Origin of the sequence: Pseudomonas sp. NY15374 (assembly GCF_048068255.1) — a bacterium.
GTDB classification, from domain to species: Bacteria; Pseudomonadota; Gammaproteobacteria; order Pseudomonadales; family Pseudomonadaceae; genus Aquipseudomonas; species Aquipseudomonas machongensis.
On the sequence record NZ_JBLUPZ010000003.1, the window covers coordinates 492,592 to 504,033 of the forward strand.

The 11,442-nt window shown below is 62.6% G+C and carries 10 protein-coding genes; 6 read left to right on the plus strand and 4 right to left on the minus strand.

The window, feature by feature from the left end:
* Nucleotides 1-21: 21 nt before the first annotated feature.
* Both trkA and ACNFHO_RS10240 read left to right on the plus strand, forming a co-directional pair.
* Entirely contained in the window at nt 22-1,395 is a 1,374-nt protein-coding gene (gene trkA / locus ACNFHO_RS10235; RefSeq protein ID WP_054893034.1) for a Trk system potassium transporter TrkA, read from the plus strand.
* 11 nt (nt 1,396-1,406) lie between these two features.
* Nucleotides 1,407-1,715, plus strand: a complete 309-nt coding sequence (locus tag ACNFHO_RS10240; RefSeq protein ID WP_416766158.1) for a hypothetical protein — start codon at nt 1,407-1,409, stop codon at nt 1,713-1,715.
* Nucleotides 1,716-1,892: 177 nt separating this feature from the next.
* Here ACNFHO_RS10240 and ACNFHO_RS10245 read toward each other — a convergent pair whose 3' ends face one another.
* Nucleotides 1,893-2,780, minus strand: a complete 888-nt coding sequence (locus ACNFHO_RS10245) for a lysophospholipid acyltransferase (RefSeq protein ID WP_054893032.1) — start codon at nt 2,778-2,780, stop codon at nt 1,893-1,895.
* 41 nt (nt 2,781-2,821) lie between these two features.
* Nucleotides 2,822-3,373: a DNA-3-methyladenine glycosylase I gene (locus tag ACNFHO_RS10250; protein WP_054893031.1), complete on the minus strand. Its 552-nt coding sequence runs from the start codon at nt 3,371-3,373 to the stop codon at nt 2,822-2,824.
* 84 nt (nt 3,374-3,457) lie between these two features.
* Between ACNFHO_RS10250 and glyQ the strand changes: the two genes are divergently transcribed.
* The 4 genes from glyQ to ACNFHO_RS10270 all read left to right on the plus strand — a co-directional run bounded on the left by glyQ (nt 3,458) and on the right by ACNFHO_RS10270 (nt 7,819).
* Nucleotides 3,458-4,405 (plus strand): glycine--tRNA ligase subunit alpha, encoded by a 948-nt coding sequence (gene glyQ / locus ACNFHO_RS10255; RefSeq protein ID WP_025337182.1) that lies wholly within the window; start codon nt 3,458-3,460, stop codon nt 4,403-4,405.
* A complete protein-coding gene (glyS, locus tag ACNFHO_RS10260; RefSeq protein WP_416766160.1) occupies nt 4,402-6,456 on the plus strand; it encodes a glycine--tRNA ligase subunit beta in 2,055 nt (684 codons plus the stop codon). Before glyQ ends, glyS begins: the two co-directional genes overlap by 4 nt.
* Nucleotides 6,457-6,459: 3 nt before the next feature.
* Entirely contained in the window at nt 6,460-6,987 is a 528-nt protein-coding gene (gene gmhB / locus ACNFHO_RS10265; protein WP_416766162.1) for a D-glycero-beta-D-manno-heptose 1,7-bisphosphate 7-phosphatase, read from the plus strand.
* A gap of 61 nt (nt 6,988-7,048) precedes the next feature.
* Nucleotides 7,049-7,819 (plus strand): lysophospholipid acyltransferase family protein, encoded by a 771-nt coding sequence (locus ACNFHO_RS10270; protein WP_063541930.1) that lies wholly within the window; start codon nt 7,049-7,051, stop codon nt 7,817-7,819.
* Between the two features lie 203 nt (nt 7,820-8,022).
* Here ACNFHO_RS10270 and ACNFHO_RS10275 read toward each other — a convergent pair whose 3' ends face one another.
* Nucleotides 8,023-9,642 (minus strand): MFS transporter, encoded by a 1,620-nt coding sequence (locus ACNFHO_RS10275; protein WP_063541928.1) that lies wholly within the window; start codon nt 9,640-9,642, stop codon nt 8,023-8,025.
* Nucleotides 9,643-9,738: 96 nt separating this feature from the next.
* A complete protein-coding gene (locus tag ACNFHO_RS10280; protein WP_416766165.1) occupies nt 9,739-11,388 on the minus strand; it encodes a GMC family oxidoreductase in 1,650 nt (549 codons plus the stop codon).
* Between the last annotated feature and the right edge of the window lie 54 nt (nt 11,389-11,442).

Sequence of the window (11,442 nt, forward strand, 5' to 3'; positions counted from 1 at the left end):
ACGAAAGGTAGGGAGTAGCGGATGAAGATCATCATCCTCGGCGCAGGCCAGGTAGGCGGTACGCTGGCAGAACACCTGGCGAGCGAAGCCAACGACATCACGGTGGTCGACACCGATGGCGAGCGCTTGCGTGACCTGGGCGACCGCCTCGACATCCGCACCGTGCAGGGCCGCGCCTCGCTGCCCACGGTACTGCGCCAGGCCGGCGCCGATGACGCCGACATGCTGGTGGCAGTGACCAACAGCGACGAGACCAACATGGTCGCCTGCCAGGTGGCCTATTCGCTGTTCCACACCCCGACCAAGATCGCCCGGGTGCGCGAGTCGTCCTACCTCAGCCGCGAGGAACTGTTCGACAACGACCACATTCCGGTGGACGTGCTGATCAGCCCCGAGCAGGTGGTGACCAACTACATCAAGCGCCTGATCGAACACCCCGGCGCCCTGCAGGTGATCGACTTCGCCGAGGGCAAAGCCCAATTGGTGGCGGTCAAGGCCTACTACGGCGGCCCGCTGGTGGGTCAGCAACTGCGCCAGATCCGCGCGCACATGCCCAATGTCGATACCCGCGTGGCCGCGATCTTCCGCCGCGACCGGCCGATCAAGCCCCATGGCGACACAGTGATCGAGGCTGACGACGAAGTGTTCTTCATCGCCGCGAAGAAGGATATCCGTGCGGTGATGGGCGAGCTGCGGCGTATCGACGAGACCAACAAGCGGGTGGTCATCGCCGGCGGCGGGCAGATCGGCGAGCGTCTGGCCGAAGCCATCGAAAGCCGCTATCAGGTGAAGATCATCGAGATGAGCCCGGCACGCTGCCGGCATCTTTCGGACAACCTCGAAAGCACCGTGGTGCTGCAGGGCAGCGCGTCGGACAAAGACCTGATGCTCGAAGAAAACATCGCCGAAGCCGATATCTTCCTGGCCCTGACCAACGACGACGAGGCCAACATCATGTCGTCGCTGCTGGCCAAGCGCCTGGGCGCACGCAAGGTGATGACGCTGATCAACAACCCGGCCTACGTCGACCTGGTGCAGGGTGGCGACATCGACATCGCCATCAGCCCGCAGCTGGCGACCATCGGCACGCTGCTGGCCCATGTGCGCCGTGGCGATATCGTCAGCGTGCACTCGCTGCGGCGCGGTGCAGCGGAAGCCATCGAGGCAGTCGCCCATGGCGATTCGAAATCGAGCAAGGTGATCGGCAAGGCCATCGAAGACATCGCCTTGCCACCTGGCACCACCATCGGCGCGATCATCCGCGACGAGGGGGTGCTGATCGCCCACGACGACACGGTGATCGAGGCAGGTGACCATGTGATCCTGTTCGTTGTGGATAAAAAGCACATTCGCGATGTGGAGAAGCTGTTCCACGTCGGCTTGAGTTTCTTCTAGGGGAAGAAGGCATGCGCGAATCGCTGGAAAAGATGCTGGCCAAGGGTGTGGATAACCCGCTGCTGAGGTTCGGCCTGGGCAAGGCCTGGCTGGATGAAGGCAAGGGCGCCGAAGCGGCGGTGCACCTGGCCTGCTGTGTCGAGCAGGACCCGAAATACTCGGCGGCGTGGAAGCTGCTGGGCAAGGCGTATCAGCTCGAAGGCGACATCGCTGCGGCGCGTAGGGCCTGGGAAGAGGGGATCGTCGCGGCGCAGACGCATGGCGACAAGCAGGCCGAGAAAGAAATGACCGTGTTCCTGAAGAAACTCAACAAGGCCTGACAGACGCCGCGGTCCTTGTAGGAGCGGCGGTTCGCCGCTGCGACTTGTCCCGCGATCGGGCGCGAAGCGGCCGTAAAACCAGACGCCGAGATCTATCAGGAAAATCTCGGTTGCCGAGGTTGCGGCCGCTTCGCGCCCGATCGCGGGACAAGCCCGCTCCTACAGAGTGTGGATAACTCAGTACCAGCGCGGCTCGCCGGCCGGGCGCTTCTTGAAGCGCTTCATGCTCCACATGTACTGGCTCGGGTACTCGCGCACATAGCGCTCGACCACACGGCTCATGGCCGCCGCAGCCACAGCCACATCCGCGCTGTACATCTCTTCGGGCGCCGCCTCAAGGAACACCTTGAAGCCGGAGCCATCCGGCAGACGCAGGGCATGCAGGAACACACCCACCGCCTTGCCGCCAGCGAGCATGTTGGGCACGAACTTGCTGGTCAGCGCCTGGGTGCCGAGGAAGGGCACGAACACTCCCGCCGACTCGGCCGGCTCAGGGTCGGCAGGAATGCCCACCTGCCCGCCGCGACGCACTTCCTTGATCACGCTGAGAATGCCTTCCTTGGTCGAAGGCGCCACGCGGTTGCCCATCTGCACGCGCTGCTCGCGCAGCAGGTCATCCACGGCCTTCAGCTTGGGCGGACGGTAGAAGATGATCGGCTTGCACTGGTTGCAATAGAAGTGGTTGAGCACCTCCCAGTTGCCCAGGTGGCTGGTGATGCCGACCACCCCTTTGCCAGTGGCCAGGGCTTGCTCGAGCACTTCCAGGCCGTGCACTTCCTTGACCAGCTCCAGCGACTGCTGAGGCGGGCGGATCCAGGCCCAGGCGCTTTCGACGAAAGACTTGCCGATATCCTTCAACGCACGCCCCACCAACTGCTCACGCTCGGCAGGGTTCATCTCGGGGAAGCACTTGGCGAGGTTGATCCGCACCACGTTGCGCGACCCGTTGGGGATTTTCCACATCAGCCAGCCGATACCGGCACCGACGCGCTGCACCGCGCCCCAGGGCAGTTTGGCGAACAGGCGCAGCACCCCGACCATCAGGGCGCCCTTGAACTTTTCCACAGGCCAATTCCTTATTTCTGCAAGGCGCGCATTGTAACGCCTCAACGCACCAGCGCGGCGTAGCGATCGCAATCGGTGGTGTGGTCCATGACCATGCCGGTCGCCTGCATGAAGGCGTAGCAAATGGTCGGACCGACAAAGGTGAAGCCCTTTTTCTGCAGGGCCTTGCTCATCGCCTTGGCTTCGTCGGTGATCGCCGGGATGTCGGCGCGCCCCTGGTAATGGTTGATCTTCGGCTCGCCGCCGACGAACGACCACAGCCACTCGCCGGGGTTTTCCAGCGCCAGCCAGGCGCGCGCGTTGCGGCGCACGGCATTGAGCTTGAGGCGGTTGCGGATGATGCCGGGATCGAGCATCAGCTCTTCTATGCGCTCGTCGCTCATCTCGGCCAGTTGCACCGGGTCGAAGCCTTGCAGCACCTGGCGATAGCGCTCGCGTTTCTTCAGCACGGTGATCCACGAAAGGCCCGCCTGGAACCCTTCGAGCAAAAGCATCTCGAAGAGCAACGCCGGGTCGCGCTGTGGGGTTCCCCATTCCTGGTCATGGTAGGCCTGATACAAGGGATCGTCGGTACACCAAAAGCAGCGTGGCATAAGGCTCCAATTACGTAGAGGGCGAGGCGAATCGGGTTATACTCCCGCTCTTTACATCCGCATCCCCAGATACAGGTGAATTTCGTGAGCCAGCCTACGCCAGCCGTGCGTACCTTCCAAGACCTGATCCTCGCCCTGCAGAACTACTGGGCCGAGCAAGGTTGTGTGGTACTTCAGCCCTACGATATGGAAGTAGGCGCCGGCACTTTCCACACCGCCACCTTCCTGCGCGCCGTCGGCCCGGAGACCTGGAACGCTGCCTACGTGCAGCCTAGCCGTCGCCCTGCCGACGGACGGTATGGCGAAAACCCCAACCGCCTGCAGCACTACTACCAGTTCCAGGTGGTGCTCAAGCCGAACCCGGCCAACTTCCAGGAGCTGTACCTGGGCTCGCTGAAAGCAATCGGCCTGGACCCGCTGGTCCACGACATCCGCTTCGTCGAAGACAACTGGGAATCGCCGACCCTGGGTGCCTGGGGCCTGGGTTGGGAAATCTGGCTGAACGGGATGGAAGTGACCCAGTTCACCTACTTCCAGCAGGTTGGCGGTATCGAGTGCTACCCGGTCACCGGCGAGATCACCTATGGCCTGGAGCGTCTGGCCATGTATATCCAGGGTGTCGATTCGGTGTACGACCTGGTCTGGGCCGACGGCCCGTTCGGCAAGGTCACCTATGGCGATGTGTTCCACCAGAACGAAGTGGAGCAGTCGACCTACAACTTCGAGCACGCCAACGTCGAGAAACTGTTCGAGCTGTTCGACTTCTACGAAAGCGAAGCCAACCGCCTGATCAAGCTGGACCTGCCGCTGCCGACCTACGAAATGGTCCTGAAGGCTTCGCACACCTTCAACCTGCTCGACGCCCGCCGCGCCATCTCGGTGACCGAGCGCCAGCGCTACATCCTGCGCGTGCGCACCCTGGCCCGCGACGTGGCGCAAAGCTATCTGCAAGCCCGCGCACGCCTGGGCTTCCCGATGGCCACCCCCGAACTGCGTGATGAAGTACTGGCCAAGCTGGAGGCTGCACAATGAGTGCGCAAGATTTCCTGGTTGAACTGGGCACCGAAGAGCTGCCCCCCAAAGCCCTGGCCTCGCTGGGCGATGCATTCCTGGCCGGCATCGAGAAAGGCCTGCAGGCCGCTGGCCTGAACTACACCGGCAAGTCGGTCTATGCCGCGCCGCGTCGCCTGGCCGTGCTGATCCGCCAACTGGACGTGCAACAGCCTGATCGCAGCATCAACATCGACGGCCCGCCCCGCCAGGCTGCCTTCGACGCCGATGGCAACCCGACCCAGGCTGCACTGGGCTTCGCCAAGAAGTGTGGCGTGGAGCTGTCGGACATCGACCAGAGCGGCGCCAAGCTGCGCTTCTCACAGCACATTCCGGGCAAGGCCACCATCAGCCTGCTGCCAACCATCGTCGAGGACTCGCTCAACGACCTGCCGATCCCCAAGCGCATGCGCTGGGCCGCGAGCCGTGAAGAGTTCGTGCGCCCCACCCAGTGGCTGGTGATGTTGCTGGGCGACCAGGTCGTCGACTGCACCATCCTCTCGCAGAAAGCCGGGCGCGAATCGCGCGGCCACCGCTTCCACCACCCGGAAAACGTGCTGATCACCGCCCCGGCCAACTACGTCGAAGACCTGCGCAAGGCCCATGTACTGGCCGACTTCGCCGAGCGCCGCGAGCTGATCGCCAAGCGCACCGCAGAGCTGGCCCTGCAGCAGGAAGGCAGCGCCATCGTGCCGCCGGCGCTGCTGGACGAAGTGACCGCGCTGGTCGAATGGCCGGTGCCGCTGGTGTGCTCGTTCGAGGAGCGCTTCCTGGAAGTGCCGCAGGAAGCCCTGATCACCACCATGCAGGACAACCAGAAGTACTTCTGCCTGCTCGACAGCGAAGGCAAGTTGCTGCCGCGCTTCATCACCGTGGCCAACGTCGAGAGCCTCGATCCGAAGCAGATCGTCGAGGGTAACGAGAAGGTCGTCCGTCCGCGCCTGACCGACGCCGAGTTCTTCTTCAAGCAAGACAAGAAGCAGCCTCTGGAAACCTTCAACGAACGCCTGAAGAACGTGGTGTTCCAGGCCCAACTGGGTACGGTGTTCGACAAGGCCGAGCGTGTCTCCAGGCTGGCCGCCTACATTGCCCCGTTCATCGGCGGCAGTGCAGCCAACGCCGGCCGCGCCGGCCTGTTGTCCAAATGCGACCTGGCCACCGAAATGGTCGGCGAATTCCCTGAAATGCAGGGCATCGCTGGCTACTACTACGCCGTCAACGATGGCGAGCCACAAGATGTCGCACTGGCACTGAACGAGCAGTACATGCCGCGCGGTGCTGGCGCTGAGTTGCCGGAAACCCTCACCGGCGCCGCCGTGGCCATCGCCGACAAGCTCGACACCCTGGTCGGCATCTTCGGCATCGGCATGCTGCCGACCGGTAGCAAGGACCCGTACGCACTGCGCCGCGCCGCTCTCGGCGTGTTGCGCATCCTGATCGAGAAGCAGCTGGACCTGGACCTGACCGCTGCGGTCGAGTTCGCGGTCAAGCAGTACGGCGCCAAGGTCAAGGCTGCAGGCCTGGCTGACCAGGTGCTGGAGTTCATCTTCGATCGCCTGCGTGCACGCTATGAAGACGAAGGCGTCGACGTGGCCACCTACCTGTCGGTACGTGCCCTGAAGCCGGCTTCGGCCCTGGACTTCGATCAGCGCGTGCAGGCCGTGCAGGCCTTCCGCAAGCTGCCGGAAGCCGAGGCCCTGGCGGCGGTGAACAAGCGTGTTTCGAACCTGCTGAGCAAGGCCGAAGGCGCCATCGCCGACCAGGTCGAGCCGAAGTACTTCGACAATGCCAACGAGTTCTCCCTGTACTCGGCGATCCAGCAGGCCGACCAGGCCGTGCAGCCAATGGCTGCCGCACGCCAGTACAGCGAATCGCTGGCACGCCTGGCAGCCCTGCGCGATCCGGTCGACGCTTTCTTCGAGGCAGTCATGGTGAACGCCGAAGACGCCAAGGTACGCGCCAACCGTTATGCCCTGCTCAGCCGCCTGCGCGGTCTGTTCCTGGGCGTGGCCGACATCTCGCTGCTGGGGTAAGTCTTGAAACTGCTGATTCTCGATCGAGACGGAGTGATCAATCACGACTCCGACGCCTACATCAAGTCGCTGGAAGAGTGGATCCCCATTCCCGGCTCGATCGGGGCCATTGCGCAGTTGAGCAAGGCGGGCTGGACGGTGGCCGTGGCCACCAACCAGTCCGGCATTGCCCGCGGCTACTACCCGCTGTCCACGCTCGAAGCCATGCACGCGCGTCTGCGCGAGCTGGTCGCCGAGCAGGGTGGCGAGGTCGGGCATATCGTCTATTGCCCGCATGGCCCGGACGAAGGCTGCGAGTGCCGCAAGCCCAAGCCCGGTATGCTGCGGGCAATCGCCGAGTATTACCAAGTCGACCTGCGCGGTGTATGGTTCGTCGGCGACAGCACAGGTGACCTGGAGGCCGCCCTGGCCGTCGGAGCACAACCCGTGCTGGTGAAAACCGGCAAGGGGGAGAAGACCCTGAAAAAGGGCATCCCTGAAAAAACCTTGATTTTCGACGATCTGGCAGCCATCGCCAGAGAACTTATTTAAAGAGTGCGCCTGTTTGGCGCACTTCCTCAGGCGGGCGCGCCCCGCAACGGTACATGCCACTATGTCGATCCTGCAGGCGATCAGAATCTTTCTTTTTTACCTGCTGTTGGGCACCAGTTCGCTGCTGTGGTGCTCACTGAGCTTCTTTGTCGCGCCTTTCCTGCCATTTCCCAAGCGCTACAAATTCATCAACGTGTACTGGTGCCGCTGCGCGGTGTTCCTGAGCCGCACCATCCTGGGCATTGACTACAAGATCACCGGCGCCGAGAACGTGCCCAAAGAGCCCTGCGTGATCCTGTCCAACCACCAGAGCACCTGGGAGACTTTCTTCCTCTCGGCGTACTTCTCGCCACTGAGCCAGGTGCTCAAGCGTGAGCTGTTGTACGTGCCGTTCTTCGGCTGGGCAATGGCGATGCTGCGGCCGATTGCCATCGACCGCAACAACCCCAAGGAAGCCCTGCGCCACGTGGCGAGCAAGGGCGACGAACTGCTCAAGCAGGGCGTCTGGGTGCTGATTTTCCCCGAGGGTACCCGCGTGCCCTATGGTCAGGTCGGCAAGTTCTCCCGCGGCGGTACCGCCCTGGCGGTGAACGCCGGCCTGCCGGTGCTGCCGATCGCCCACAACGCTGGCAAGTTCTGGCCAAAAGCGGGCTGGGGCAAGCGTTCGGGCACCATCGAGGTGGTGATTGGCGAGCCGATGTATGCCAACGGCACCGGGCCACGTGCCATCGCCGAACTCAACGATCGCGCTCAGGCGTGGAACGAAGCGACGCAGCGGGCCATGGGATCTTTGCCACCAGCAGAAGAAAACGTCACCGAGCCAATCGCCTGACGATCTGTGGATAAGGTGTTAGCAATTTTTGGATTAATGCTTTCGGATCGTAGATAAGCTATTGAATTAGCTATTTATTTCTCTGTATGACGTTTTTTCGAAAATCGTGCATAAGTTTTTTCGAGGCATAAAAAAACCGGCTTTTACGCCGGTTTTTTCATGCCTGGGCAACGGAGGTGTCTGCGTCGCGGGTCAACCCGCTGCTACACCTTGTCGATGTCCACATCCTTGGTCTCTTTAAGGCAGAAGATCCCCACCACCAGGCTGATGCCGGTGATCAATACCGGGTACCACAGCCCATAGAAGATATCTCCGGTGTACACCACCAGCGCGAACGACACCGTCGGCAGGAAGCCACCGAACCAGCCGTTGCCGATGTGATAGGGCAGCGACATCGAGGTGTAGCGGATGCGCGTGGGGAACAGCTCGACCATTACCGCTGCCAGTGGTCCGTAGGTCATGGTCGCGATCAGGATCATCGCCACGATCAGCACCACCACCATCACCTGGTTCACATGGGCAGGGTCGGCCTTGGCTGGATAGCCCGCCTGCTCGATAGCCGTACGCATCGCGACTTCATCGAAGCCGTTGATGGTCTTGTCGCCAATGCTCACCGAAACATCGCTGCCCGTTGCGGCAACCGAGCTGTAGGGCAGGCCCTGCTTGACCAGGAACGTCTTGACCTTGTCGCAGGGGCTGTCGAAGCGTGCCTTGCCCACCGGGTCGAACTGGAAGGTGCAGCCTTGCGGGTCGGCACTGACCACGATCGGCGACTGCCGGCTGGCGGCGTCGATCTGCGGATTGGCGTAGTGGCTGAGCGCCTTGAACATCGGGAAGTAGCACACGGTCGCCAGCAGCAGGCCGATCATCAGGATAGGTTTGCGTCCCACACGATCCGACAGCCAACCAAAGAACACGAAGAACGGCGCACCGATCACCACGCTGATGATCAGCAGGGTATTGGCCTGGGCCGGGTCCATCTTGAGCATCTGGGTCATGAAGAACAGCACGTAGAACTGCGCGGTGTAGAAGGTCACGGCCTGGCCGGCGTTGATGCTGAACAGGGCGGTGAGCACCACCTTGAGGTTGGGCCAGGAGGTGAACGACTCGCGGATCGGCGACTTGCTGATCTTGCCCTGGGCCTTCATTTTCACGAAGGCTGGCGACTCGTGCATGCTCATGCGAATCCAGGTGGAGATACCCAGCAGCACGATCGACAGCAGGAACGGCAGGCGCCAGCCCCAGGTCTCGAACTGGTCGCCACTGATGTAACGGCTGCCCAGCACAACAATCAGTGACAGCAGCAAGCCGAGGGTGGCAGTGGACTGGATGAAGCCGGTGTGGAACCCGCGCTTGCCAGGCGGGGCATGCTCGGCCACGTAAGTGGCCGCACCGCCGTATTCGCCGCCCAGGGCCAGGCCCTGGAGCATGCGCAGGATCACCAGGATGATCGGTGCGGCGATGCCGATGCTGGCGTAGGTAGGCAACAGGCCGACCGCGAAGGTCGACAGGCCCATCAGCACGATGGTCACCAGGAAGGTGTACTTGCGCCCGATCATGTCGCCCAGGCGCCCGAATACCAAGGCACCGAAAGGCCGCACGAGGAAGCCTGCGGCAAAGGCCATCAAGGCAAAGATGAAAGCGGTGGTGTCGTTGACCCCGGCAAAGAACTGCTTGCTGATCACCGCCGCCAGCGCGCCATAGAGAAAGAAGTCATACCACTCGAACACCGTCCCGAGGGATGACGCGAAAATGATCTTGCGTTCCTCACGCCGGCTGCCGCTGGTGGCTGCCGCGCCCTGCTCTTGAATGTAATCCGACATCGTTGCTGTCCTCGGCCCGCAGGCCACAGTGATTATTTTTCTTGTTCCACTGTCGGCAGCCATCGACCGCAAGCTGCCGGTGTTGCACGCACCCGGTCAGGGCGTCGGTATCGCGCTGGTGTCGCTGAGGTTGCTGTGGCTTGGGGCCCCCTTGAGAATCAGTTGTGCCGCCTTCTCGGCGATCATCAATGTGGGTGAACAGGTATTGCCGGAGACGATCTGCGGCATGATCGAGGCATCGGCGATGCGCAGGCCAGGTATGCCATGGACGCGCAGCTGGTTATCCACAACGTCCAGCGGCCCATTGCCCATGCGGCAGGTGCCGACCGGATGGAAGATGGTGGTGCCGATCTTGCCGGCGGCCTCGTGCAGTTGTTGCTCGGTCTGCAGCGAAGGACCCGGCAGGTATTCCTTGGGTTCGAACGCGGCCAGGGCAGGGGCCTGGACGATGCGTCGGGTGATGCGAATCGCATCGGCGGCGACCTGCAGGTCCTGTGGGTCGCTGAGGTAGTTGGGGTCTATCAGCGGCGCTGCATTCATGTCTGCCGAGCGGATGTCGATACGCCCGCGGCTGGCTGGGCGCAGGTTGCACACCGAAGCCGTGAAGGCAGGGAAGCGGTGCAACGGCTCGCCGAAACGCTCGAGCGACAACGGCTGCACGTGATACTGCAGGTTGGCGGTGGCCTGCTCCGGGCTCGAGCGCACGAATGCGCCCAACTGGCTCGGCGCCATGGCCAGCGGCCCGCTGCGGTCGTAGAGATAGCGCAGGCCCATGCCCAGCTTGCCCCACAGACTGTTGGCCATCTGGTTGAGCGTGCGGGTGTTCTGGATCTGGTAAATCAGGCGCAATTGCAGGTGGTCCTGCAAGTTTCCGCCCACGCCTGGTAATTCGTGACGCACCGTTATCCCCAGGTCTTCGAGCAGCTTGCGTGGGCCGATGCCCGAACGCTGCAGGATGCCAGGCGAACCGACGGAGCCTGCGCACAGGACGATCTCGCGCCGGGCACGAAACTCATGCCAGGCCCCTTGCCAGCGCGCCTTCACAGCAGTGGCGCGGGCGTGGTCGAGCACGACCTGGTCAACCTGAACATCGGTGAGCACAGTGAGGTTCGGGCGAGACTGGACGGGCCGCAAGAAAGCCTTCGAGGCATTCCAGCGCACACCACTGCGCTGGTTGACCTGAAAGTATCCACAGCCTTGGTTGTCGCCGGTATTGAAGTCACCGACCTTGCCGATACCGCTCTGTTCGGCGGCATCGCGGAAGGCGTCGAGGATCGGCCAGCTGTAGCGCTGCTGCTCGACCCGCCATTCGCCGTCGGCACCATGGCTCTCGCTGGCGCCAGCGAAGTGGCTTTCACTGGCCTTAAACAACGGCAGTACATCGTTCCAGCTCCAGCCGTCGTTGCCTTGCTCGGCCCAGCGGTCATAGTCCGCAGCCTGGCCACGCATGTAGATCATGCCGTTGATGGAGGAACAACCGCCCAGCACCTTCCCTCGCGGATAGCCGAGGCTGCGACCGTCCAGCCCAGGCTGGGCTTCGGTCTTGAAGCACCAGTCGGTGCGGGGATTGCCAATGCAGTAGAGGTAACCGACGGGGACGTGAATCCACGGGTAGTTGTCGCGTCCGCCTGCCTCGAGCAGCAGGACGCGGCAGGCAGGGTCTGCAGACAATCGATTGGCCAGCAGGCATCCGGCGGGACCGGCCCCTACGACCACGTAGTCGAAGACAGAATCGGCAGATGGCATGTGCAACCTCGCGCCTGATTATTATTCTTGTCCCTACCCATCTTATTGATTAAT